Origin of the sequence: Citrobacter sp. RHBSTW-00859 (assembly GCF_013729795.1) — a bacterium.
Classification (GTDB): Bacteria; Pseudomonadota; Gammaproteobacteria; order Enterobacterales; family Enterobacteriaceae; genus Citrobacter; species Citrobacter braakii.
Genome location: NZ_CP056284.1, coordinates 4156600 through 4182727 on the forward strand (window position 1 = coordinate 4156600; position 26128 = coordinate 4182727).

Here is a 26128-nt window from a genome sequence, read left to right on the forward strand (position 1 = left end):
GTTAAGTCTGGCATCTTCTCATAATCGTAACCGGAAAGACTTACTCTACTTCACGAACATCCACACGCAGCTCTTTCGGTACTTCGAAAACGATGTTTTCTTCACGCCCTTCCAGTGGAATAGCTTCCCCACCGCCAAGCTCCTGCAGGCGGGCAATCACGTTTTGCACCAGGATATCAGGCGCCGAGGCACCGGCCGTCACGCCCACGCACCTAGCTTCTTTCACCCACGCTTCCTGGATATCGGTCGCATCGTCAATCAGATACGCCGCTTTCCCCATTCGTTGGGCCAGTTCAGCCAGACGGTTGGAGTTAGAAGAGTTTTTCGAGCCGACCACCAGCACAACATCGGCCTGCTCTGCCAGCGCACGGACCGCTTCCTGGCGGTTGGTCGTGGCATAACAGATATCGTCTTTGCGCGGCCCGACAATTTTCGGAAAACGGCTTCGCAACGCGTCAATGACGTCAGAGGTGTCATCAACGGAGAGAGTAGTCTGCGTCATGAAGGACAATTTGCCTTCATTTTTTACATTCAGTTTCAGCACATCTTCAGGTGATTCGACCAGATACATTCCCCCCTGCGGGTTACTGTACTGGCCCATCGTGCCTTCAACTTCCGGATGCCCGGCGTGACCAATTAAAATTGACTCTTCACCGCGACGGCTGGCGCGGGCAACTTCCATATGCACTTTCGTTACCAGCGGGCAGGTCGCATCAAAAACCGTGAGGTCGCGGCCTTTGGCTTCGTTACGCACCGCCTGAGACACACCATGAGCGGAGAAAATCAGGATCGCGCCATCCGGTACTTCACTGATTTGCTCAATAAAAATAGCGCCGCGCTCGCGCAGGCTATCCACCACATAGCGGTTATGCACCACTTCATGACGGACATAAATCGGTGCGCCGTAAATAGCCAGCGCGTTTTCCACAATGCTGATAGCGCGGTCTACGCCAGCGCAAAAACCGCGCGGGTTGGCCAACAGGATCTGCATTTTACGCCTCCAGTGCCGGTTCGACTTCCAGCACTTCAATATCAAAATGAACGGTATGCCCGGCCAGCGGATGGTTGAAATCAACCGTGATCGAGTCACCATTGATTTCGCGGATCACACCAGGCATCTCACTGCCGTCCATTGCGGTAAAGAGCATGATAGCGCCAATTTCTGGCTCGCCCGCGTCCATAAATTCCCGACGCGAGAAATACTGAATTAAGTCCGGGCTTGACACGCCGAAGGCGGCATCCGGCTCCAGAGCAAAAGTGGTTTTATCACCTTCTTTTAACCCCAGCAGGTGTTGTTCCAGTCCTTCAGACAGAGAACCGTCGCCCAGGCGAAACAGCGCAGGCTTGCCGTTATTGCGGGTTGACTCTGCGGTGGAGCCATCGTCGAGCTTAAGGGTGAAGTGCACCAGCACCGCACTGTTACTCTGTACTGATTTAGACATGCAGGTTGCTCTTTAAAATTGCTGCCGCCTGTTTGCCCGATAGCGCTACGCTTACCGGGCCCACAAGAATCGCAGTATATTGTAGGCCGGATTAGCATAGCGCCATCCGGCATTTTTTATGCGGCTTTTTTCTCTTTCGACGGTAAGAAGCCTTCGAGGACAATCAATGCCGCACCGATACAGATCGCCGTATCAGCAAGGTTGAATGTCGCGAAATGCCAGTCACCGACGTAAAAGTCAATCATATCAACCACGAAGCCGTGCCACAGGCGGTCGAACAGGTTGCCCAGCGCACCGCCAATGATTAACGCATACGCGATGTTGTTTAGCTTCTGCGTCGCCTTCGAGCGATACATCATCACCATCAGGATAACGCAGATACCAATGGCGATACCGGCAAAGAACCAACGTTGCCAGCCACCGCTATCGGCTAAGAAGCTAAACGCCGCACCATAGTTACGCGCGTAGTGCAGATTAAGCGACGGGAACAGCGACACCGTATCCCCCAGAGCAAAGTTCTGGAGGATCAGGTATTTGCTGCCTAAATCGATAATCAGCACGACTACCACCAGCCACAGCCAGCGTAGTCCTGTTGAACAAAGAGGCTTACTCATCAGGCAAACTTACGTTGTTCGCCATCACCGGCGATGTTGCTGACACAGCGTCCGCAGATATCTGCATGTTCCGCCACCTGGCCGACATCGGTAGTGTAATGCCAGCAGCGCGGACATTTCTCACCTTCGGCTTTGCTTAGTACGATTTTCAGACCTTTGAGCAGTTCGCTCTGCTGAGCATCAGCAGGAGCCGCTGCATAATCCGCAACCGTCGCACCGGAGGTCAGCAGAACAAAGCGCAACTCTTCGCCCAGCGCGGTCAGTTTCGCCGCCAGCTCTGGTTCAGCGTACAGAGTAACCGCCGCTTCCAGCGAACCACCGACTTTCTTATCCGCACGTGCCTGCTCGATGACCTTGTTCACTTCGCCGCGCACTTTCAGCAACTCGTCCCAGTAGGCGTCATTCATCGCTTCGGTTTCGCCTAAGCCAAACAGACCTTCGTACCATTCACCGGTAAAGACGTACTTCTCACGCTCGCCCGGCAGGTAACCCCAGATTTCATCAGCGGTGAAGGACATGATCGGCGCCATCCAGCGTACCAGCGCTTCTGCAATATGGAACAGCGCAGTCTGGCAACTACGACGCGCCACACTGTCCGCTTTCGCGGTGTACTGACGGTCTTTGATGATGTCGAGGTAGAACGAACCCATTTCTACGGAGCAGAAGCGCATCAGGCGCTGTACTACTTCGTGGAAGTCATAGGCTTCATAAGCTTTCAGGATCTCTTCCTGCGCCGCTTGCGCACAACCTACCGCCCAGCGATCCAGCACCACCATCTCTTCCGGTTTCACCATATCTTTTACCGGATCGAACCCATTCAGGTTCGCCAGCAGGAAGCGCGCGGTGTTACGGATACGACGATAGCTGTCGGCAGCACGTTTCAGGATTTCGTCAGAAACGGCCATTTCGCCGGTATAGTCGGTAGAAGCGACCCACAGACGCAGAATATCCGCGCCCAGTTTGTTCATTACGTCCTGCGGGCTTACGGTGTTACCGATAGACTTGGACATTTTGCGACCCTGACCATCAACGGTGAAACCGTGGGTCAGTACCTGACGGTATGGCGCTTTGCCCTTCATTGCAGTGGAGATCATCAGAGAAGACATGAACCAGCCGCGGTGCTGGTCAGAACCTTCCAGATACATATCTGCCGCATGGCCTGCAAACTCAGGACGCACGTCCACGACGGATGAGTGGGTTGAACCGGAGTCGAACCACACGTCCAGCGTATCCGGGACTTTGACATACTGGTCAGCTTCATCGCCGAGGATATCTTTCGGATCGAGATCCCACCACGCCTGGATGCCGTCAACTTCAACGCGTTTGGCCACTTCTTCCATCAATTCGATAGCACGCGGATGCAGCTCTTCGGTGTCTTTGTGAACAAACAGAGACATCGGCACACCCCACGTACGCTGACGGGAGATACACCAGTCAGGACGGTTGGCAACCATCGATTCAATACGTGCCTGACCCCAATCCGGGATCCATTGCACGCCTTTGATCTCTTTTAGCGACTGCGCGCGCAGACCTTTCTGATCCATGCTGACGAACCACTGCGGTGTCGCACGGAAGATGATCGGCGATTTGTGGCGCCAGCAGCACGGGTAGCTGTGCTGCATCTTCTCAACGTGCAGCAGAGCGCCTTTATCGCTCAGCAGCGCAACGATTTTGTCGTTGGCTTTAAAGACGTTCACACCGTCCAGATCCGGATAGGTACCCGCCAGATATGCGCCGTCCGGGCCAACCGGGTTAGCGATTTCCAGACCGTATTTCTGGCTAATGACGTAGTCATCCGGACCGTGGCCGCCGGCGGTATGGACCGCACCGGTACCCGCATCCAGCGTAACGTGATCGCCAAGAATAGCCGGTACGTCAAAGCCCATAAACGGATGGGTAAAGCGCAGCAGTTCCAGCTCGGCGCCTTTTACGGTGCCCAGAATAGTGTATTCAGCCGCACCAATACGCTGCATGACGCTTTCAACCAGATCCTTCGCCAGAATCACAGCCTGCCCGTCAATCTGCACCAGCGCATAGTCAAAATCAGGCGCCAGAGAGATTGCGCGGTTCGCCGGTAACGTCCACGGGGTGGTAGTCCAGATAACCAGTGAGATCGGGCCATTGACGTCAGAAACGCCAAATTTCGCTTTTACCGCGTCCTGATCGGCGGCGTGGAACGCAACGTCGATGGACGGGGAGGTTTTGTCATAATACTCAACTTCCGCTTCCGCCAGCGCGGAACGGCAATCAACGCACCAGTGCACCGGCTTCGCACCTTTGTGCAGGTGACCGTTACCGATGATTTTACCCAGCGCACGAATGATGTTGGCTTCAGTTTTGAAGTCCATGGTCAGGTACGGATGCGACCAGTCGCCCAGCACGCCAAGACGGATAAAGTCTTTACGCTGACCGTCAACCTGCGTCGCTGCGTATTCACGGCATTTGGCGCGGAACTCAGCGGCGGTGAACTTCTCGCCCGGCTTGCCGTATTCCTGCTCTACTTTCAGCTCGATAGGCAGGCCGTGGCAGTCCCAGCCCGGAACGTAAGGCGAGTCGAATCCCGTGAGTCCTTTGGACTTCACGATAATGTCTTTCAGAATCTTGTTAACCGAGTGACCAATATGAATGCTGCCATTCGCATAAGGAGGGCCATCATGCAGAATGAAGGTTTTTTTGCCTTTTTTGGCCGCACGAATGATGCCGTACAGGTCATCATCAGTCCAACGCGCCAGCATTCCCGGTTCACGCTTGGCGAGATCGCCGCGCATCGGGAACCCTGTTTCCGGCAAATTCAGGGTTGATTTATAGTCACTCATCAGATTCTCGGTTCCGTATTTAAAACTCGTATAGGCATTAAGCCGGTTTTGTTAGCCCAAAAAATTCACGGGCAGTCAACTCATCACGCGCAATCTGCGCTTTTAGTTCATCCAGCGAGGCAAATCGCTGTTCGCTGCGTATTTTTTTACGCAGTACTACATCTATATGGCGACCATACAGGTCCATTACAACGTCCAATAGATGCACTTCCAACTGTTGGCGTACGCCTGCTACCGTCGGGCGTGTGCCGATGTTGGCGACGCCGGGGAAAGGTTTGTCACCCAGCCCCATTACTTCAACCGCATAAACCCCTTTCACCGGAGAAACCTGGCGACGAAGCGGTAAGTTTGCCGTCGGAAAACCGATAGTGCGCCCTAACTCGTCACCGTGAACTACGCGTCCTGAGATAGTAAAAGGATGCCCAAGCAGGCTTTCGGCCAGTTGCAGGTTATCTTCCGCCAGCGCCTGACGTACCGCGGTGCTGCTGATGCGCACACCGCCTTCACAGAAAGTTTGGGTGCTGGTGATATCAAAACCATACTCAGCGCCCGCTTCCTGTAATAACAAGAAATCGCCCGCACGGCTAGCGCCAAAGCGGAAATCATCACCAACGGCAAGAAATTGTACACCAAGGCGCTTCACCAGCAGATCGCTGATAAAGGTCTGCGCCGTTAATGCCGCGAAGCGCCTGTCAAAACGCACGCACAGCACGTAATCAACGCCGCACTCCGCCAGATAACGCAGTTTTTCCCGCAGGCGGGTGAGGCGCGCAGGTGACTTGTCCGTCGCAAACAGCTCCAACGGCTGCGGCTCGAAAATCATCACCATCACCGGTAAATTGCGTTTGCGCCCTTCTTCCCGTAAGCCCTGCAGCAACGCACGATGGCCACGGTGCACGCCGTCGAAATTACCAATAGTCAGCACACACCCATGCGGGGCCTGACTGAGATTATGTATGCCTCGTATCAGCTTCATGTCTGGCTCAAAACAGTGAAAATCGTGAAAGTATACCCTGTACCGCGTTCAACGTTAACCGGCGATTGTTTCTACGAAACAGAAAGAGGATGGTTTTCATCGTTATGAAACAAATTGACGCCCTTCACGGGCGCACCAATGCAATTTTTCTCGTGGAAAGGCTGTATTCACGCCCCGCAAGCTGGTAGAATCCTGCGCCATCACTACGCAACGAGTGCTGCAATTTAAACGGCGCTTATTTGCACAAATCCATTGACAAAAGAAGGCTAAAAGGGCATATTCCTCGGCCTTTGAATTGTCCATATAGAACACATTTGGGAGTTGGACCTTGGCTAATATCAAATCAGCTAAGAAGCGCGCCGTTCAGTCTGAAAAGGCCCGCAAGCACAACGCTAGCCGTCGCTCTATGATGCGTACTTTCATCAAGAAAGTATACGCAGCTATCGAAGCTGGCGACAAAGCTACTGCACTGAAAGCATTTAACGAAATGCAACCGATCGTGGACCGTCAGGCTGCTAAAGGTCTGATCCACAAAAACAAAGCTGCACGTCATAAAGCAAACCTGACTGCACAGATCAACAAACTGGCTTAATCGCCTGCTTGTTGTCGCTTTGTGAAAAAACCCGCGCAAGCGTAGCACAATAAGCCCCATCATTTTTGATGGGGCTTTTTCATACTTTCAACCTGTCGCTATGCGATACAACCTGGGCTGAACCCGAATCTCTTTCCTCTTTTCGGCACTCAATACCTCCTGAATGTCTCTCAGGTCCTTCGCTCCACAGATAAAGCCAGTATCAGAAAGCATAAACTCTCCGCGGAACTCGTTATCTGGTTAATTATCGGAATGGGCTTCATTATGATCTCTACATCACCGATGCGGTGACAAAACTCGAGCTTGTTCTGGATGGCTCTCTGGCTGCCAACTCTATTAATCAGACCTGCTGGAAATTCTGTGATGCACCACTTGAGGCATTATTTCATCTAACCGGCTCATCACTGGACGCATCATCTTGCCGAACGACGGTTAACTGAGCTTTTCGGTGGCAAGATGACGCTCTCGCCTTATCCACCAAACGCATAATAAACTTAAGTTGCATTACGTAACGAAAAATATCATGAAGTCACTTTTTTACATATATATTCATGATTTTTGCAATTTTCGCTTGTATCGTACTTATTGCACTGGCACAGGATAAATCCTTTTTGTCCATGACTATCTTTTCCCGTTTCAGGATTTAAATACAAGTTTTTTCCGCCATTATGAAGACGTAACTCTTCCCTGTAGAAAAACACTGTCAGGAGTACTAATACTGTAGTCAATACAAATGTCAGGAACGCTAAAATAACCCTCGCCTTATGCAGGGAGAGATTAACGGCAACGTCTGTTTTTTTGCCTTCGGTTTTTTTCTGAATTTCATAATGGGCACTGAGAATATCAGTGTCAGAAGGACAGGAAAATACCTCAGTGGCAGCAGGTTCATTTTTTTCAGCGCCTAATTCAGCAACCGGTGTAACGCTATAGGCCGGATTGATCTGGTAGCCCAGTCGGGGATGGGTAACGATTAAATCCGTCATCTCTATATCCCGCAAATCCCGCCGCAAGGCATAAATCGTCTGCAATAACGTACTATCGCTGGCGAATAAACCAAATTGTCCCCATACCTCATCGCAAATTTGCTTTTTTGTCGTTATATCTTGTTGGGTATGTGAGATGAGACACTTCAAACAGCGACCTTTCACGCCGGATAAATGAATACTTTCCCCATCCTTAAGATGATGAAGAACCATTTCACTTGTATCAAACAATAAATCATTTCCAATCATGAATGATGTAACCATTTGAAAATCCATTAACTATTGAGATGCGTTATTTTAGTACCAAAAATAATCATCTAACTGAGAGAATTGTCAAACCTGATGTAAAAAACCATAAAAAAATCTAAAAATAAGAAGGCAATGTCATAAAATGTAATATAAATTTACTTATTCAATCCAAAATAATAATTCACCTGATACACAATATTTATTTACTTATCTATGTTTTTTACACGATTGAGACAGCCGAAAATGTCCCCCTTTACAGGGGGACATGAGCACTTACTTCGTAATACCTTTAAAATAGAACGGTCTCATATCAACAGTTTGCCGCGTCATTTCGCAGCCCAGCCCTTCGCGAGCCGCATTCACCAGCGGGCCACGATCCAAATCCGCCGTCCAGGTAAACAGGCCGCCCAGGCCGCGGGATTTTACGTACTCGGCTTTGGCCTTCACGGTGCGTGGGGTATCCAGCGACATAAAGACTTTAGACTGTGGGTTATACAGGAAATCCGCATCCGCCACTTCATCGGTGTAAACAATAAAATTATTGCGACCGGTCTGGTTTTCCAGATCAAGATAATTTGCGATATGGTCGTACCATTCCGTTGAGCCGGATTCAAATGTTCCGACCGTCGTGCCGTATCCTGGTGTGTAAGTTCCTTTCAGCGGAGATACGCTCTGGATCGTCGCATCATGAGCATTACGGCTATAACCGGCATAACCGATAAAGACCTGTTTAAGCGGCACCCCAATCGACTCCAGATAATTAACGGCGGTCTCTACGCTCCAGTTATTCGCGCTGCCATTCGGGTAGAGATTGGTATGATGCGCCAGCTCGGTAGCCCACGGCGTACCAAAGAAGTCGTAGGTCATTAAATTAATGCCCCAGACCCCCGCATCAATGAGCGCTGGAATATTGGCTTTTTTCAGTTTCTCGATGTCACCAGCCGCGGCAACGCTAATTTTCACATCACTGCGATTGATTTTATTCAGCGCGGCTTTCACATCCTTAATCAAGGCAGCAAAATTTGGTGCGTCAGTATCATCGTAGGTATTACCGGTATTTCCCGGTGCCCCCGGATATTCCCAATCCAGATCGATTTCGCTAAACATCGGGAATCGGGTGAACAGATCGGTCAGGCCGTCGCAGAATAGCGCGCGTTTATGTGGATCTTTAGCCATAAAGTGGAACGCCTGGCTCATGGTCCAGCCGCCGATACTCATTGAAAGATGGAGATTCGGGTTCTTTTTCTGTACATCGCGTAACCCCCCCAGAACGCCCTGTGCATCGTACTGATGGAAAAGCGCCATGTAATCATTGCTTACCCAGCCCGCAAAGCCGCAGTTGCGATAGGAGGCAACATCTCCCCACGCATCGACAAAAGTGGGTTGCCATTGCGTACGCTGGAAGTCGACTGCGGCATTGTTGATGGTCGTCGCTTTCTCGCCGGTATCGCCGACAATCCCGCAGAAACCCAGCGTAATTTTATCGTAAGCAAAGGGGTCTAATAACGCCAGGTCAACGCCGCGCCCACAGCTGGAAGGCGCGAAATCACCATCGAGACGGCCGTCATATTGCGACCAGTCAGTCCAGTAACCGGACACTTTAAACTCGTTGGGCTTGTACTCGTTATAGGCTACCTTCGCAACACGCGCCGATGTATAGCTAAACTCATTGGTTTCCGTGGCCGCCACAAATCCGTTCTGCTCGTACTCTTTTGTACTGAGCGAATCATTTTGTACCAGTTTGCTGTTAGTCATAATGCTTACCTCGTTAATGAGTCATAGAAGAAATAGTGTGTCCCATCCGTCCGGTGGGACACCTATGTAATGCTCCCATTATGCGAGGGGTGCTAATCACAAACGCTTTGAAACCATGAGATATCGATTTGATGAGATCTCATTTTCTGTATAAAACAGGTTATGAGATAGGGTAAGAAGCGAGCTGGAGGGTCTCAGAAAATCTCTTTCTGTTTGATTTGCTACATCTTTTGCGTCGGTGCATCCACTTTGCTCAGCACTCACCAGTGACCCTGCCACAAGGTGGCAGGGTGCAGTGTACCGACTGGCCGAGTAACCCCCCCCACAATATGAAGTATGACGAGTGCGCCTTGATTATTTACCCGCAGAAATAAATAGTGCCGAGTAATCAGTATTGCAAATACGCTGCACCGCTGGATGCTGGATCATTCTTTCCGCAAATATGGCGTGATACTCCTCCATCACATTCTCTACGCGTCCAATTTCAACAATTGAATCATCGGCATAGAAATTGTGGGAATAAAGCGTAGGCGCAACAAAAATAGCGTTATGCGTTGCGCCAAACGCTTTCATCAGCGCGGCGTCATCAAACTCGCCAAGGATTTCAACGTTCAGCCCTTGTGAATTAATCCAGTTCAGCAGCTTACGCCCGAGCATCGAACGGCGCCCAGGGATCAGTAATCGACGCTCTTCGAGGCAGGCCGGAAATGGTTTCTCAGGCAATGGCTGGGTGCACCAAAAGCTCACGCTGCATTCGCCAATCCTCACTGAAAACAACCCTTCCTGCTGCGTAGAATCAATCGGGCAGTCGGAGATAATCATATCCAGTTTATGCTGGCTGAGCTGATCAAGCAGCATCTCGTGCGTTGATTCAAAACAACGCAGATGGATTTGTTCATCTTCAACGACTGCAGCATTCAGCACGCTGCTGACCAGCTGTTTGGACAACGCATCTGCCACGCCGACATCGAACAGTAAATTCGACTCTTTGCGGTAGTTCACGATATCCAGCATTTCCTGGCTTAACGTGAACATCTTATCCGCATAACGAAAAACCAATTCGCCTAATTCGCTGGGCTCCAGCCCACGCCCCTTTCGCTTGAACAACTTTCCCTGTAAGCGTTCCTCAAGCGCTTTAATCTGCCCGGTAATGGTCTGCGGTGTCAGATAAAGCGCCTCTGCTGCACCAACCACCGATCCTTCTTTATATACATGCCAAAAGTAGTAAAGGTGGTTGTAGTTTATATGAGACATACACTCTCCCTGAAAATTGTCACGAAAGGGTTATCCCGTCAGGCTGCAGCTTTCAACCGGGTACGTAACCAGCAGTAACCTATTACCGCCGACAGCAAAGAACCGATCAGGATCCCCAGTTTCGCCCAGTTAATCAGCTCAGGATCGACGGTCCCAAACGCCAGGCTGGCGATGAAAATCGACATCGTAAAGCCAATGCCGCACAGAATGCCGACCGCCATAATTTGCTGGAAATTCGTTCCCTCCGGCAATTGCGCCATCCTGAAGCGTAACGCCAGCCAGCAAAAGAGGCTGATACCCAGTGGTTTCCCGATTAACAGGCCAGCAATGATCCCCAGCGGTAACACCGAAGTCAGTCCATCAATGGTGACGCCCTGCAGTGAGACACCCGCGTTAGCGAAGGCAAACAACGGTAGGATCAGATATGCCACCCACGGGTGCAAAACATGCTCCAGACGCTTCGCCGGTGAACGCCCGTGTTTTTCCTTCAGCGGAATGAAGAAACCGACGATCACGCCCGCCAGAGTTGCATGCACGCCAGACTTCAGTACGGCCGTCCACAGCACTACGCCAACCAGAATATAAATACCGGTGCGTCTTACACCGCACAGATTCAATGCTGCCAGGACAAGGATCGCGCACGCGGCAACGCCCAGCGACAACAGCGAGAGATCGCTGGTGTAGAACAACGCGATGATCACAATAGCGCCGAGGTCATCGATTATCGCCAGCGCCATCAGGAAGATTTTCAACGCCAGCGGGACACGGCTGCCCAACAGCGCCAGCACGCCTAATGCAAAAGCGATATCCGTTGCCGCCGGGATCGCCCAACCCTCACGGGTGATAGGGTCAGCATAGTTGAATGCCAGATACAGCAGCGCCGGGACAATCATGCCCCCGATAGCGGCAATGATCGGAAACGCCGCCTGGCGCAGACTGGCCAGCGAACCTTGCATTAACTCACGCTTCACTTCCAAACCGATCAACAGGAAGAACACCGCCATCAACGCGTCATTGATCCACAGCAGCATATTTTTGTTGATCTCAAGCGCGCCAACCCGCAGTTGAACGGGCGTTTCCAGAAAGGCGTGGTACCATCCACTGGTAACCCCGATATTTGCCATCAGCATAGCAACCACGGCAGCGATGATCAGAATGATGCCCCCCGAGGCGTCACTACTAAAAAAACGATGCAGATGTTTCACTTTTATTCTCTCTATTGGGTGAATACTTCGTAAATACTATCTTACACCTTCAGAAAGCTCGTTAAAATTAGATTATTCATGATGAATAGATCGGTTTTTACGAATAAAAAAGCCCGAACAGATGTCGGGCATAGAGCGCAAAACACTGAGACCTAATCAGGCATACAGTCCCATTTTATAAACGCGGAAACTGGTGATGTCATAGCGATAGCCTACGCCATTCACTTCCTCGTTTTTATAGTAACCAGAGGTCATTGTCGCCTCAAAAAGCACCGACTTGGTTACCGGTTCAATTTCTTGCAGAAGCAAATTCCCCAATGCTTCATTTCCTTCCTGCGGGTCAATAATGTCGCTATCCCCCGGCTGGCAAGAGATAGCTCGGCCATTTTCGTCAAATGTGCAATCGCCGAAATGCACAACGATGTTGCCATTCTGCAACACCTCTTTGGCGCTTACACAACTACTATAACCGCGAGCTCCCAACTCCTTACCGTATTCAAAAGGGCGCATTACCGTCATTGCGTTCAAATCAACGATAAAGTGTACAACCCGGCTGTAATTATCTGGTGGAAGCAGGCTTTTACTATCAACACGAGAGCGATAGTTACCATTGTCGAATACCATAAATTCGACCATTCCTGGTTCGTCATTAGCCACTTCAGTCACATTGTGTTGTCCCCACGACCAAAAATCACGGTTTGCCGCATCCACATCATCCTGATTGCTGAAGTCATAAAGAGGGACACCATCACTGTCGACCGGAGTCAGAAGGTAAGGCTTATACTCCTCGCTCCAATCTTCATGCGTGGACATAATAAACTGCAGCGATTCAGTCTCGAGGCTGATGCCAAAAACAGCGCTCTGATGACGCCCTGAAGCGATCAGCAAACTATTCGTTTCATTAACATAGCTTTGGTTGATATGCAGCCAGTCCTGAGCGGTCGGATCTTCACCAGGTGCCGTCCCCGTTGGTCTCGCTGTACGTGAGGTATCAAGAATAGCGGCCATGTCGTAATAGGCAATTTCCAGCCCGGTAGATAAATCCACAACTGAGACGCCATCTTCATTAGTCTTCAGTGAATCTGGTCTGCCCGAGGTATATTCGGAAGGCGCGACGATGGTATTACTGTCCCATTGCCAAATTGAGTGGTGGAATTGGTTATCCAGAATATAAAAAGTATACAGCCGTCCCATCATGTCGAACTCATACATCTCAAGGTAGGTGTTTTTAGCTTCTGATGTAGCCAAGAAATGACCGTTATCAATGCGCACCAAATTGAATGACGGGAAGTCCTGTGTCACGTACCAACGCACCACACCATCCTGATCCAGAGCATAGTTATAGCGGTCGAAATGCGTAATGAAATAGCAGCCCGGCGCAATCAGGTCGGCGTCAGTCACTGGTTGAGTCACATTGATAACAGGAAACCCTAACTGCACATCTGCAGAATCCGTTGCAGGTAAAGGTTGGGTTGCTATCGTATAAGTGGCGATAACGACTTCATCAACCAAAATAGCCAGTTGGTTATCGACATCTGCCACTAGGCCAAGTACAGGCAGCAGATTCGCCCCCACATTCAACGTAAAATCTTGCACGACTTGTATCGCGCTTTGCGCCAGATCCTGAATTTTCAGCGTTACAGTACGTTCTTCAGCACTCCAAACACCGGCATATGCACTTAAAGGGGCTGTACCATAAGGGTTTAGAACAATGACCGCATTTTCCAACGTATTCTCATCAGTGATCCGAGCCAGACAATCTTGATAAACAGCTGTATGACTGAGAACCATCTCATTATTGCTGTCAATCTCCTGATTAACAGCGGGACGAGGTGTAGGCAACTTAATATCGGGGGAAATAATCTTTTTCATTATGCGTGTCCAATTTATTCATTTCATCGTTCCACAGCGGAACAACAAAATAAATACACTGGGGATGTATCAATCAGGCAATCAAAAAGTATCAATTAATATCAATAAAAACATTCCGTTATCGCATTATATTTTTATTATATTCAAATTTTAAATAATTCAGTACGACCGTAACATTGGCAGGAGACAGGCGGCTAAGCTGAAAGAAAAACGGATGCGTATGCAAAAACTGAATAAATTTAGTGCTGCCCGTTAAGGTAGCGTAGCGTAGCATACTCGTTTTTTTATTTCCTGTGAGGTTACATACGGCTTTAGAGTAACCGCGTGTTGAGAAGGCTCGCCAGACATTATTACGTATTCCGCCACTAAGGAACACTCGATAAGGAAAGTCTTTATCCGGAGGTGAAACCCCCATTTCTCTTACAAATGATATATGACAACGACCTTGCCGCACAGATTGCAGATTAGCCATCATACATCCTCCTAATATAAAACACTCATGATCGATGTCGTGCTGAACATTGAGGGAGTGCTCATCCGTAAGCTCTTTGACCAGCTCAAAATGCCGGTACGCGGGAAGAACCGGTTTTACCAACATCCCGGGATCGTTTTTGTAAAGCGTGGCGGGACCATAGTCGATATCAAATAGGGTATTTCGCCGCATCGTCATGAGTTCTTTGCGTTGGACAAGATGCGCTAACGTCCCAGGCGGCAGACGTTCCTCGTATTCAGAAATGTACTGATATTCGTTTTCGACAGGCTGCGTGGAATAATTAGTTGTCACAGCGATAACCCTGCCACTGCTCTCTTCTGCCGTAACCAGAGCATACAAACTGTTGTCGCCGCCATTAAATTTAACCCGAAAAGCGCACGTACTCATCGCCAGATCAAACGCAGGAAAAACGAACTCTCGTTCAGCCTCATTTACCTTGCGGGATAATTTTTGTAGCGCACGGTTTAGACCCGTGCTGTCTAATGAAAGTGTCGCTCTAATATCAGACAACGAAGCGCCTTCCTGGATAAGTCTGGCAAGGTTTTCCTGACGGATATCTGCCTTATGTTCTCCTGGGGAAACGAACGTTTTGTGGCACTCAAGGCAGTATAGTCGCGCCTCTCTTTGAGCGGAAAATCCATATTTTTTCAGTGATGAACTACCGCAGCCAGGACAAGCTTTAATCAATCCCTTCCAGGCCTGGTTTGCCGACTGACGGAAGAGATTGAGCGAGTACTCAGAAATGATGGGGAACAAAAATCCACATTCTCTACACAGAATCTCCTTCCCTTGGGTTAAATAATCCGGACTATTTAATATACCCATATTTTTACAAGTAGGTGTTTTACAGGCATCAACATTGATTCGAGAAAACATATTCACTCCCTGCGAATATTACTATCACACAAATATTGTTTTTATCTCTGCTGGCGAAATATTATTTTCATAGAGCGTTTTCATCGCCCCCATCGCTAGTGCAGTATGGGAAAAAAACAACTGATAACCAGCACATAAAAAGTTCTGATTCGATACTCCTGAGACTGAGGGGAGAAATCGGTGTTTAGGACATCCCCCATTGCAAGCAAACCGCCACTGACAGGAGTAACATTCTTGCGCCATGGTACGGCTTTTATCATTGCCGAATTGCCGATTTTGCTCACTATTGTTCATCGCACGCACCGTTGTATGCTGAATATTCCCTAGTTTGTACTGCGGATAGACAAAGTGATCGCAGTTATAAACATCACCATTCATTTCCATTGCGAATGCACTGCCGCACGTTGGAGAAAACACGCACACATGCGGAGGTAATCCGCACCAGGCAGCCAGCGTCTGCTCAAATATCTGTATGCCAATATTACCAATATCCTCACGGATCCAGATATCAAAAATAGCATTGAGAAAATGGCCGAATTCAAGTGAGTCAACGGACCACGGCATCATTTTCGTTTGTTTATCACAGGGTGCAGCCAACTCGGCATCGCTGCTGTCACTACGCCTCTCCACTAATGGAATAAACTGCATATACTGGCTACCAATGCTTTTCAGATATTGGTAAACCTGCAGTGGATGAGACATATTAGTGTGGTTAACCACCGTCAGCGTATTAAACTCAACGCCGTGACGTACCAGGCGTTTAATGGCCTGCTCCACTTTCTCATGTGTTGGTTTACCCGAACGAGTAACACGCCATTCATCATGTAGCGCAGCGTCACCGTCAACAGAAATCCCCACCAGAAAATCATTCTTCTTGAAAAACTCAGCCCATTCTTCGTCGATCAAAACGCCATTAGTCTGAAAGGTATTTACTATGGTTCTCCCCTCAGCGTAACGCTGCTGAAGTTCAATCGCCCGCTGGTAAAACGCGCGCCCCATCAGAGTCGGTTCTCCACCTTGCCATGCAAAAATGACGTCATCCACATCCTGTGCGGCAATGTGTTGCTTGATGAATAATTCAAGCATTTCATCTGACATTTTGAAATTTGCTTTTCTGTCTGGATAGAGCTTCTCTTTTTCCAGGTAAAAACAGTATTTGCAGTCCAGATTGCATACTGATCCTGTCGGCTTAACCATTACCTGACAACTTTTCCTTTGCATCACGGAGGTCCATAAATAAAAGAACCCGGCTCAGCATAAAAATACTGAGCCAGGCGGGCATAGCCCTAAGTGGCATACTCTATTTTTTTGTTGTTATCCGATTAACCCCAGGTTACTGGCGTCGGTTTTTCACCTCGGGCTTTCATTAAGGAATCGTTATCAATATCCTTTTTGTACTTCAGGAACTTACCGTACAGCTGTTTTTCGATATCAGGCTGCTTGCCAATCTGATTAAGGGTTTCAAAACGATCTTTTTTCAGGTTGTAGAGGTATTTAGGTTTATTTTCGCGATTGATGATCATTTTCCAGTCACTATCGCGAATAGCCCACTCATCCGTTGGATCATCCTGGAATGGCATATCAATACCAAAAATGAGTGGCTTCTGACGCGCTAACGTTTTCTGTTCCAGTAATGGCACCAGAGACTGCCCATCGTAGGTACGATCTGTTGGCAGTTTAAAATCCATCATATTTGCCAGCGTCGGCATCCAGTCGAGACCATAAACCGGCGTATCCGTTACCATCCCCTGCGGAATATGTTTACCATACTTGATGATTGCCGGAACACGGATGCCGCCTTCCCACAAATTGTCTTTACGACCGCGAAGCCCATCCGTTTCGCCCGCCAGGTTCAGTTCATACACTTTACGAGCCTCGCGTGTGACCGGTCCGTTATCGCTGGTAAAAATGACAATGGTGTTATCTTCTTCACCCATTGCCTTAATCTTATCCATTACTTTACCGACCTGCGCATCCATATAGCTGATATTGGCGTAATATTCTCCCGTGCCGCGCCACGGTTTATCAGCCCAATCTCCGTAGAACAGATCCGGATGCTGTTTCTGGTAGTCGCTCATGTTTTGTGAATACATATCGAGATACTTTTTCGGCGATGCCAGTGGGCTATGAACTTCTGTGAAGGCGACGTATAAGAAAAACGGCTTATCATCTTTCTTATTGTCCAACCAGTTCACAACTTCAGAGCTTACTAATTCTCCACTGAAGGTCTCTGCTCTACCAATCGGCTTGCCATTACGCACAAAACCGGTTGGATGTACCATGCCATGACGCGGGCGCTCTGTTGCGGTATCTAAAGTTGAGTCCGTTACGAACCCGGCAGCATTCACCAGGGTGTAATCGAATCCCATATCGTTCGCTTGCGGCTGATCGGTGCGATCTCCTCCGGCATTCAGGTGTAATTTGCCCATTATCGCCGTGTCATAGCCCTGCTCTTTCAGCAGATTGGCAATCGTCTATTCATTGCGTCCTAATGCGACGTCTTTCCCTTCAGGGATCCATGAGCGTATCCCGGTACGAAACGGCATACGCCCCGTTAATAAACCAGCACGAGAAGGAGAACACAGCGGCGCAGGTGCATAGTAGTCGGTAAATTTCACCCCTTCCTGCGCCAGCTTGTCGATATTAGGGGTTTTGACGATTTGATGGCCATAAGTCGCGAGATCGCCATAGCCTAAATCGTCAGCAAGAATGATGACTAAGTTAGGACGTTTATCCGTAGCAGCCTGCGCGGTTGACGATACGCTTCCGGCACATAAGGCCAGTCCGATCATACTGGCAACAACAGTTCTTTTCATTTCAACTCCTTTGAATTATCACATCACCAATTACGCAATAAACTTGCCAAAAGGCTTAATATTTTCGGTTGATTTCTGGCACTCACTATTACATCAGCATGCAATAAAGAGTGATTGAAAAAAAATAAAGAAACAAATACATTCGCAGACGCTATATTAATAATTAAAGTATCATTTTTATTTATATAAACTTACCAGAAAATTCTATTAAAAAACTGCACAATAACAAGTGACGAAGATCCCAAACACCTCCCTCACCCTCTCTATATCTCGTTAATGTCAGCATATGTTGTTTTCTCGGCACTAAGTTGCTAATAGCGAATAAGTCATACAAAAAGAATATCAAAAGCATCGATAAAAAATATTCGCGTTACTCCGGTAACACGCCTTATATTCAAAAAAACATAAAGTTAGCATAAAAAAAACAACACCTCCCGACACTTTCTCAAATTAATATTCGAACACTGGTATTTTTGCGACACCTATCACTCACAAACAAAACATCAACCAATAGACTTCCTTTTTTTCAAAAGCATTACACTTTATTATTTTCTTTACCTCACGGAGCTGAGCATGAACAAAAAACACATTAATAGTCTACTTGGTGCATGCCTTATCTTAGCCTGTTTTAATGGTCATTCAGCTGAACTAAAACGCGTATATGGGAAAATTAGTCTCGGGTATGGTGACTGGAATAAAGGTTTCGTAAACGTCGATCGTGGTGAAGTGTGGAAAGCGGTGGCTGATTTTGGCGCCGTTTTCGACAGAGGTGAATTTGCTTCATTTTACGAAATGAACGTTCTCAACCATCCAGTCGAAGGACGGAACCACGTTACTCAGTTTCTCGGACATTATCGTCCGATAGAAGGTTCTGATTTTACGTTGATGACCAAACTCTATATGTCGATGGAGAACACGTTTGGTGATGAATTGAATATGATGTATGGGGTCGGCTACCTTGGTCTGGTAGAAAAATCATGGTTCATTAAACCCTATGTGGCTATACACAATTTATCCAACGACTATACGTCAAAAAAATACGGTCAGGCTACTGGCCTTAACGGATATGTACTTGGTTGGGTTGCGGCATATAATTTTGAAATGTTTAACGAAAAATTTGCTGTTTCCAACTGGAATGAAATTGAAATGGATCGTAATGATGCCTATGCAGAGCAACAAGGTGGACATACTGGTCTGAATGGCGCAGTGACTTTCACATGGAAATTTATACCTAGCTGGACTGCATCGGTATCCTATCGTTACTTTAATAATAAATTAGGTTATAAAGATTATGGTGACCGTATGAATTATATGATTGGCTTCGAGTTCTGATTACTATCAAAATAAATAAAAAAGAAATAACCCAGTTTGAAACTCTGCATCCGATATATCAGATGCGGTGAGGTGTAATTGTCAATATATCGAATAAATGGAATATGAATATGAATGTGAAGAATAAATTCTCGCTGTCCCTCTTGTCTTTATGTATTGGTTTATCATCTGCTATAACCTTTACTGCAGATGCCAGAGACATTACCATTTACTACACAAATGATTTGCATGCTCACGTTACACCAGGGATTATTCCTTCTGTGTCGAAGACACGTGAGGTAGGAGGATTTGCTCCTATCTCTAAAATAGTTAAGGATGCCAAAGAAAAAGATAAAGATGTTTTTTTCTTTGATGCAGGTGACTATTTTACTGGCCCTTATATCAGCACCTTAACCAAAGGTGAAGCCATTATCGATATTTTGAATACCATGCCCTATGATGCCGTTTCGGTAGGAAATCATGAGTTTGACCATGGACATGAAAATCTAGTCACACAACTGAGTAAACTTAAATTTCCGGTACTGCTCAACAACGTGTTTTACAGCAATAGTGATAAACCATTAATTAAAACACCTTATACCATCGTCGAAAAAAATGGTTTGAAAATTGGTGTTATTGGGATGCACGGCGTTTCGGCATTTTATGAAGCAATTGCCGCAGGCGTCCGTGAAGGTGTTGACTGCCAGGATCCCGTACCGTATGTGAAGAAACAACTGGAAGAATTGAAAGGGAAAGTTGACCTGACAGTACTGCTCGCGCATGAAGGTGTACCGGGTCGTCAATCCAGCGGTGGTGATGAAGACGTTGCCCGTGCGCTGAAAGCTGACGTTGAAATGGCTAAAACGCTTGAAGGCTACGGGTTGAACGTACTGATCACCGGCCATGCCCATAAAGGTACTCCAGAACCCATTAAAGTCGGCGATACGTTGGTGGTTTCAACTAATGCCTACACGATTGAGTTAGGCAAGTTAGTCCTCGACTGGAACCCTGAAACCAAAAAAGTGGATAGCTACAATGGTAAGCTAATCACGATGTACGCAGATACCTATAAGCCTGATCCGCAAACACAGGCAAAAATCGATGAGTGGAACAATAAAGTTAAGAAAATTACCGACAGAATCGTCGCCTACTCACCTGAAATTTTGACCCGTTCTTATGGTGAATCTGCTACTACAGGTAATTTAATTACTGATGCTTTGATGTATAAGGTACCTTACGCCGATGCCTCATTCTATAATGCTGGCGGTATTCGTTCCGAATTACCCAAAGGCAACATTACATATGGTGATGTATTGAGCATGTATCCATTCACCAATGATGTAATGAGTGTGGAGATCAGCGGTAAAGATCTCAGGTCAATTATGTCTCATGCCGCAGATTTGAAAAATGGGACGCTACACGCGTCAAAAACAGTACAGTTTAAATACGACAGCACAAAACCGTTGGGGCAGCGTATTGTTTCGTTTAGTATTAAAGGAAAACCGGTAGAAGACAGTCAATTTTATACTATTGCTCTGGATTCTTTTATCGGGAAAGGCGGTGGTGGATTTAGTTTCACCAATAGTAAAAATGTTAAATACATTAAGGGATTACAAACCGCTCAGGCAATAATCGATTACATGGAGCATGTGAAGAACATTGTTCCTGATCACACAATGCGTGTTGACGATATTAGCAAATGATTTTTTAGTAAGATCATTTAATACATAATGCGGCCACAATCATGGCCGCATTCATTTTTACTTATCAAAATAATGGCAGTTTATAAACTCTGAAAGCAGAAATATCATAACGATAATCATCACCATTTACTTCAGCATTTTTATAATAACCTGACGTTACCGTCGCCTCAAAAAGAAGCTGTTTCGTCTGCTTATTGATCTCTTGTAATACCAACATCCCCAGCGCCTGACTTCCATCTTGCGGATCCACAATATCACTGTATCCCGGTTGGGCAGATAGAGGACGACCATTTTCATCCATGGTGCTTGCACCAAAATGGATGACCAGATTACCATTGCTCAATAAATGCTTGGCACTTACGAAGCTGCTGTAGCCCCTGCTACCAACCTCATCTTTCCCATATTCATACGAGCGTGTTACCGTCATCGTGTTTAGATCTATTCTAAACTGAACTACCCGGCTAAAGTTATCCTTTGGCAACAAGCTCCTGGCATCGTCTCGAGAACGATAATTTCCATTGTCAAAAACTAAAAACTCCAGAATACCGATCTCAGCATTTGGAATCTCTACGATATTATGCTGCCCCCATGTCCAGAAATTACTGTTCGCTAAATCAATTCCATCTTGAGTAGAAAAATCAAACAGCGGATTACCTGACTCATCGACAGGTGTCAGCAAGTATTCCTCAAAGTCGGAGGCCCAGTCTTCATGATCGGCCATAATAAAACGCAGTTGGCCCGAGTCGACATCAACACCGAAGATGGCACTTTGGTGACGCCCTGATGAAACCAGCACATTATTGGTTGTATTAATATAGCTCTGGTTGATATGCAGCCAGTCATCCATCGTAGCCGATTGACCCGGTGCACTTCCTGATGGACGTGGCGAACGAGAATAGTCCATCACTTTTAACGGTAATGACTCCAACTTACTGATAGTGTTTTATGTTCAGATAATGCCCGATGACCTTGTCATGCAGCTCCACCGATTTTGAGAACGACAGTGACTTCCGTCCCAGCCTTGCCAGATGTTGTCTCAGATTCAGGTTATGTCGCTCAATGCGCTGAGTGTAACGCTTGCTGATTACGTGCAGCTTTCCCTTCAGGCGGGATTCATACAGCGGCCAGCCATCCGTCATCCATACCACGACCTCAAAGGCCGACAGCAGGCTCAGAAGACGCTCCAGTGTGGCCAGAGTGCGTTCACCGAAGACGTGCGCCACAACCGTCCTCCGTATCCTGTCATACGCGTAAAACAGCCAGCGCTGACGTGATTTAGCACCGACGTAGCCCCACTGTTCGTCCATTTCCGCGCAGACGATGACGTCACTGCCCGGCTGTATGCGCGAGGTTACCGACTGCGGCCTGAGTTTTTTAAGTGACGTAAAATCGTGTTGAGGCCAACGCCCATAATGCGGGCGGTTGCCCGGCATCCAACGCCATTCATGGCCATATCAATGATTTTCTGGTGCGTACCGGGTTGAGAAGCGGTGTAAGTGAACTGCAGTTGCCATGTTTTACGGCAGTGAGAGCAGAGATAGCGCTGATGTCCGGCAGTGCTTTTGCCGTTACGCACCACCCCGTCAGTAGCTGAACAGGAGGGACAGCTGATAGAAACAGAAGCCACTGGAGCACCTCAAAAACACCATCATACACTAAATCAGTAAGTTGGCAGCATCACCGAAGATTTATTCTTTATATCTAACTCATTATTTTTGTATTCGATACAAAAATAAAAAGCCCAGGATTCTTCAATCCAAGGCCTTTTAATTAATAAGACAGCTGTAAATTAGCGCGTCAAATCGTCAAAAAATTTCTTCACACCGTCGAAGAAGCTTTTAGAGCGCGGACTGTTTTGCTCGCCGGTCGGGCCGCCAAAGCTGTCCTGCAGATCTTTCAGCAACTGCTTCTGCTTGTCGTTGAGGCCTACCGGGGTTTCAACCACCACACGGCACAGCAGATCGCCCTGTGCGCCGCCGCGTACTGACTTAACGCCTTTACCACGCATGCGGAACAGTTTGCCGGTCTGCGTTTCGCCCGGGATTTTTAACTTCACGCGACCATCCAGCGTCGGCACTTCAATCTCGCCGCCCAGCGCTGCCATCGCAAAGTTAATCGGCACTTCGCAGTACAGGTTATTGCCTTCACGTTCGAAAATTGGGTGCTGTTTTACCTGCACCTGAACGTACAAATCGCCTGCTGGCGCGCCATGTTCACCGGCTTCACCTTCACCCGCTAAACGAATACGGTCGCCAGTATCAACCCCTGCCGGGATCTTAACGGACAGCGTTTTGCTCTTCTCAACGCGGCCATGACCATGGCATTTGTTGCACGGGTCTTTAATCAACGTACCGCGGCCCTGACAGTGTGGACAGGTCTGCTGTACGGCAAAAAAGCCCTGACGCATCTGCACCTGACCAGAACCGTGACAGGTTGGACAGGTCTGGGGTTGCGTGCCCGCCTTCGCACCGCTGCCGTGGCAAACATCACACTCTTCCAGCGTCGGAATACGGATCTCTTTGGTGACGCCACGCACGGCTTCTTCCAGAGTGAGATCCATGTTGTAACGTAAATCAGCACCACGTGAGGCGCGCTGACGACCACGACCGCCGCCAAAGATATCGCCAAACACGTCACCAAAGATATCGCTGAAGTCGGCCCCGCCGCCAAAACCGCCGCCGCCGCCCATACCGCCTTGCTCAAACGCTGCATGGCCGTACTGATCATAAGCCGCACGTTTTTGCGCATCGGTGAGGATCTCGTACGCTTCTTTGATCTCTTTAAACTTGGCTTCGGCCTCTTTATCACCCTGGTTGCGGTCCGGGTGATATTTCATGGCCAGGCGCTTGTAGGCCTTTTTGATTTCACGCTCTTCCGCTGATTTGGAAACGCCTAAAATCTCGTAATAGTCTTGCTTAGCCATCTCTTTTTATCTGCCCCTAACATGCGTGCACGGGCGGAGAGGAAACCTCTTCGCCCGTGCCAGTAATTACCCGTTCAAAGGGCGATTATTTTTTGTCTTTCACTTCTTCAAACTCAGCGTCGACAACGTCGTCATCTTTCGCGTTGTTTGCAGAAGCATCAGCACCTGCTGCGCCAGCCTGCTGCTGTGCGTGCTGCTGCTGAGCGATTTCCATCAGTTTCTGGGAAACCTGTGCCAGCGCCTGCATTTTCGCTTCGATATCGGCTTTGTCTTCGCCTTTCAGAGAAGTTTCCAGCGCAGTCAGTGCAGACTCGATGGCAGTTTTGTCATCAGCCGGCAGTTTGTCGCCTGCTTCTTCAACCTGCTTGCGAGTGCTGTGCAGCAGATGGTCACCCTGGTTACGGGTCTGAACCAGCTCTTCAAACTTACGGTCAGATTCTGCGTTCGCTTCTGCTTCACGAACCATTTTCTGAATTTCTTCTTCGTTCAGACCAGAAGAAGCCTTGATGGTGATCTTCTGCTCTTTACCGCTATTTTTGTCTTTCGCGGAAACGTGCAGGATACCGTCGGCATCGATGTCAAAAGTAACTTCGATCTGCGGCATACCGCGCGGAGCCGGGCTGATGCCATCCAGGTTAAATTGACCCAGATCTTTGTTATCAGCGGCACGTTTACGTTCACCCTGCAGCACGTGGATGGTTACCGCAGACTGGTTGTCTTCAGCAGTAGAGAACACCTGGCTGTGCTTGGTCGGGATAGTGGTGTTTTTCGCGATCAGTGCAGTCATCACGCCACCCATGGTTTCGATACCCAGAGACAGCGGGGTAACGTCCAGCAGCAGCACGTCTTTCACATCACCGGTCAATACACCACCCTGAACGGCAGCACCGATTGCTACAGCTTCGTCCGGGTTAACGTCTTTACGCGGCTCTTTACCGAAGAACTCAGCAACTTTCTTCTGTACCATCGGCATACGAGTCTGACCACCGACCAGGATAACGTCCTGAACGTCGGAAACAGACAGACCAGCATCCTGCAGAGCAACTTTCAGCGGCTCGATAGAACGGTTAACCAGGTCTTCAACCAGGCTTTCCAGTTTCGCACGGGTCACCTTGATGTTCATATGTTTCGGACCAGTCGCGTCTGCAGTGATATACGGCAGGTTCACGTCGGTCTGCTGAGCGGAAGACAGTTCGATCTTCGCTTTCTCAGCGGCTTCTTTCAGACGCTGCATCGCCAGCGGGTCGTTACGCAGGTCGATACCCTGATCTTTCTTAAATTCGTCAACCAGGTAGTTGATCATACGGCTATCGAAGTCTTCACCACCCAGGTGGGTATCACCGTTGGTTGCCAGAACTTCGAAGGTTTTTTCACCGTCAACTTCGTCGATTTCGATAATAGAGATATCGAAAGTACCACCACCCAGGTCATAAACCGCGATAGTACGGTTGCCGACTTCTTTATCCAGACCGTAAGCCAGTGCAGCTGCGGTTGGTTCGTTGATGATACGTTTTACTTCCAGACCTGCGATACGGCCGGCGTCTTTGGTTGCCTGACGCTGAGCATCGTTAAAATATGCAGGTACGGTGATAACTGCTTCAGTTACCGGTTCACCCAAGTAATCTTCAGCCGTTTTCTTCATTTTTTTCAGCACTTCAGCAGAAATCTGCGGCGGTGCCATTTTCTGACCTTTTACGTCAATCCATGCATCACCGTTGTCAGCACCGATGATTTTGTACGGCATGATGGCTTCATCACGCTGCACTTCTTCGTCCTGGAAGCGGCGGCCAATCAGGCGTTTAATCGCAAACAGGGTGTTTTGCGGGTTTGTCACTGCCTGACGTTTAGCCGGCTGACCAACCAGAGTTTCACCATCCTGGGTATAAGCAATGATAGAAGGCGTGGTGCGATCGCCCTCGGCGTTCTCCAGCACACGTGCAGTAGTGCCATCCATAATCGCTACACAAGAGTTGGTAGTACCCAGGTCGATACCAATAATTTTACCCATCTAAACGTCTCCACTAAAAATTCGGTCATCATGTGGTTGTGAATCTGTAATAAGGGCGAAACGTGCGGTTTCAACTACCCTGAATCGTTTTTTTTCAGACTCACCACTGCGGTTGTCTACAAGATGGGGTCGTAACCCACGTCATCAAGGGGGGCATGAAAAATTTTTTTAGCCTTGTGGCATTAAATTCGCAGAAAAAAGGCAAAAAGAGAGAAAAATGAATAGTCGCCAACCAGAATT

Annotated in this window: 18 protein-coding genes and 4 pseudogenes; 4 read left to right on the forward strand and 18 right to left on the reverse strand. The window is 48.2% G+C overall.

The features are described 5' to 3' along the window. Positions 1-40 precede the first annotated feature (40 nt). The 6 genes and pseudogenes from ispH to HV302_RS28390 all read right to left on the reverse strand — a co-directional run bounded on the left by ispH (position 41) and on the right by HV302_RS28390 (position 6071). Positions 41-991, reverse strand: coding sequence for a 4-hydroxy-3-methylbut-2-enyl diphosphate reductase (gene ispH, locus HV302_RS20835; RefSeq protein WP_047500149.1), 951 nt, complete (start codon positions 989-991; stop codon positions 41-43). A 1-nt stretch (position 992) separates the two neighbouring features. After that, positions 993-1442 carry an FKBP-type peptidyl-prolyl cis-trans isomerase gene (gene fkpB, locus HV302_RS20840; RefSeq protein WP_003018929.1) on the reverse strand — a complete coding sequence of 150 codons (450 nt, stop codon included), beginning with the start codon at positions 1440-1442 and terminating at the stop codon, positions 993-995. 116 nt (positions 1443-1558) lie between these two features. Continuing rightward, on the reverse strand, positions 1559-2056 hold the full coding sequence (gene lspA / locus HV302_RS20845; RefSeq protein ID WP_003018932.1) for a signal peptidase II: 498 nt from the start codon (positions 2054-2056) through the stop codon (positions 1559-1561). Next, positions 2056-4872, reverse strand: coding sequence for an isoleucine--tRNA ligase (ileS, locus tag HV302_RS20850; RefSeq protein ID WP_016151638.1), 2817 nt, complete (start codon positions 4870-4872; stop codon positions 2056-2058). The genes lspA and ileS overlap by 1 nt, the downstream gene beginning before the upstream one ends. A 37-nt stretch (positions 4873-4909) precedes the next feature. Further along, positions 4910-5848: a bifunctional riboflavin kinase/FAD synthetase gene (ribF, locus tag HV302_RS20855; RefSeq protein ID WP_016155656.1), complete on the reverse strand. Its 939-nt coding sequence runs from the start codon at positions 5846-5848 to the stop codon at positions 4910-4912. Between the two features lie 7 nt (positions 5849-5855). Beyond that, positions 5856-6071 (reverse strand): annotated as a pseudogene (locus HV302_RS28390) (DUF2575 domain-containing protein). Between the two features lie 105 nt (positions 6072-6176). Here HV302_RS28390 and rpsT point away from each other — a divergent pair. Then, positions 6177-6440, forward strand: a complete 264-nt coding sequence (rpsT, locus tag HV302_RS20860) for a 30S ribosomal protein S20 (protein WP_003018940.1) — start codon at positions 6177-6179, stop codon at positions 6438-6440. A gap of 68 nt (positions 6441-6508) precedes the next feature. Further along, a pseudogene (locus tag HV302_RS20865) lies at positions 6509-6851 on the forward strand (transposase domain-containing protein); the annotation flags it as partial. A gap of 110 nt (positions 6852-6961) precedes the next feature. On the opposite strand, the gene HV302_RS20870 reads toward HV302_RS20865, so the two are convergent. The 8 genes and pseudogenes from HV302_RS20870 to HV302_RS20905 form a co-directional block, all read right to left on the reverse strand. Next, the gene (locus HV302_RS20870) at positions 6962-7687 is read right to left on the reverse strand and encodes a winged helix-turn-helix domain-containing protein (protein ID WP_016155655.1); all 726 of its coding nucleotides are present in this window, start codon (positions 7685-7687) and stop codon (positions 6962-6964) included. Between the two features lie 258 nt (positions 7688-7945). Further along, positions 7946-9427: a glycoside hydrolase family 18 protein gene (locus tag HV302_RS20875; protein ID WP_019078334.1), complete on the reverse strand. Its 1482-nt coding sequence runs from the start codon at positions 9425-9427 to the stop codon at positions 7946-7948. A 354-nt stretch (positions 9428-9781) separates the two neighbouring features. Beyond that, the gene (gene nhaR, locus HV302_RS20880; RefSeq protein ID WP_016155652.1) at positions 9782-10681 is read right to left on the reverse strand and encodes a transcriptional activator NhaR; all 900 of its coding nucleotides are present in this window, start codon (positions 10679-10681) and stop codon (positions 9782-9784) included. A gap of 38 nt (positions 10682-10719) precedes the next feature. Then, positions 10720-11886 carry a Na+/H+ antiporter NhaA gene (gene nhaA / locus HV302_RS20885; protein WP_181626536.1) on the reverse strand — a complete coding sequence of 389 codons (1167 nt, stop codon included), beginning with the start codon at positions 11884-11886 and terminating at the stop codon, positions 10720-10722. A gap of 156 nt (positions 11887-12042) precedes the next feature. Beyond that, on the reverse strand, positions 12043-13758 hold the full coding sequence (locus HV302_RS20890; protein WP_046274470.1) for an aryl-sulfate sulfotransferase: 1716 nt from the start codon (positions 13756-13758) through the stop codon (positions 12043-12045). 118 nt (positions 13759-13876) lie between these two features. After that, complete coding sequence (locus HV302_RS20895; protein WP_047414469.1) at positions 13877-15127, reverse strand: IS1/IS1595 family N-terminal zinc-binding domain-containing protein; 1251 nt, start codon at positions 15125-15127, stop codon at positions 13877-13879. Between the two features lie 24 nt (positions 15128-15151). After that, a complete protein-coding gene (locus HV302_RS20900; RefSeq protein WP_181626537.1) occupies positions 15152-16351 on the reverse strand; it encodes an anaerobic sulfatase maturase in 1200 nt (399 codons plus the stop codon). A gap of 98 nt (positions 16352-16449) precedes the next feature. Further along, positions 16450-17943, reverse strand: a pseudogene (locus tag HV302_RS20905) (sulfatase family protein). 573 nt (positions 17944-18516) lie between these two features. Between HV302_RS20905 and HV302_RS20910 the strand changes: the two are divergent. Continuing rightward, positions 18517-19275: an outer membrane protein OmpK gene (locus tag HV302_RS20910; protein ID WP_046275514.1), complete on the forward strand. Its 759-nt coding sequence runs from the start codon at positions 18517-18519 to the stop codon at positions 19273-19275. Between the two features lie 110 nt (positions 19276-19385). Further along, the gene (locus tag HV302_RS20915) at positions 19386-20957 is read left to right on the forward strand and encodes a bifunctional metallophosphatase/5'-nucleotidase (RefSeq protein WP_181626538.1); all 1572 of its coding nucleotides are present in this window, start codon (positions 19386-19388) and stop codon (positions 20955-20957) included. Positions 20958-21021: 64 nt separating this feature from the next. Here the strand turns inward: HV302_RS20915 and HV302_RS20920 are convergent. The 4 genes and pseudogenes from HV302_RS20920 to dnaK form a co-directional block, all read right to left on the reverse strand. Further along, a pseudogene (locus tag HV302_RS20920) lies at positions 21022-21870 on the reverse strand (aryl-sulfate sulfotransferase); the annotation flags it as partial. Positions 21871-21886: 16 nt separating this feature from the next. After that, positions 21887-22584 (reverse strand): IS1 family transposase gene (locus tag HV302_RS20925; protein ID WP_223429336.1). Its coding sequence is split into 2 segments (ribosomal slippage): positions 21887-22335 and positions 22335-22584, totalling 699 coding nucleotides; the frame shifts between segments, so codons are not numbered across the junction. A 162-nt stretch (positions 22585-22746) separates the two neighbouring features. Next, the gene (gene dnaJ, locus HV302_RS20930) at positions 22747-23880 is read right to left on the reverse strand and encodes a molecular chaperone DnaJ (protein ID WP_008786151.1); all 1134 of its coding nucleotides are present in this window, start codon (positions 23878-23880) and stop codon (positions 22747-22749) included. Positions 23881-23965: 85 nt separating this feature from the next. Further along, complete coding sequence (gene dnaK, locus HV302_RS20935) at positions 23966-25888, reverse strand: molecular chaperone DnaK (protein ID WP_016151634.1); 1923 nt, start codon at positions 25886-25888, stop codon at positions 23966-23968. Between the last annotated feature and the right edge of the window lie 240 nt (positions 25889-26128).